We start from the raw sequence: 210 nt of genomic DNA, 5'->3' as shown, positions 1-210 counted from the left end.
GCTGCCAGGTGACCTGGTCCAGGTCCACCACCGGCACCGTCACATCGCCCAGCAGCGCCTGTGTGGCACCCTGTACCAACAGCGCCGCCGGGGCGCTGTCTTGCAGCATGTAGGCCAGGCGGTCCAGCGGGTAAGCTGGGTCCAGTGGCACGTAACCGCCGCCCGCCTTGAGGATGGCGAACAGGCCGACGACCATGTCCAGCCCGCGCT

1 protein-coding gene is annotated in these 210 nt (G+C 69.0%); it reads right to left on the bottom strand.

What is annotated here, in order from left to right; all coding sequences use genetic code 11:
• A partial coding sequence (locus ACW9H9_RS28985) for an AMP-binding protein (RefSeq protein ID WP_457346763.1) occupies window positions 1-210 on the bottom strand: 210 nt, incomplete at both ends.

The organism is Pseudomonas sp. SDO5215_S409 (genome assembly GCF_054071325.1).
The sequence above is the reverse complement of the archived record's forward strand: the minus strand, read 5'-3'. Positions and strand labels throughout refer to the sequence as shown.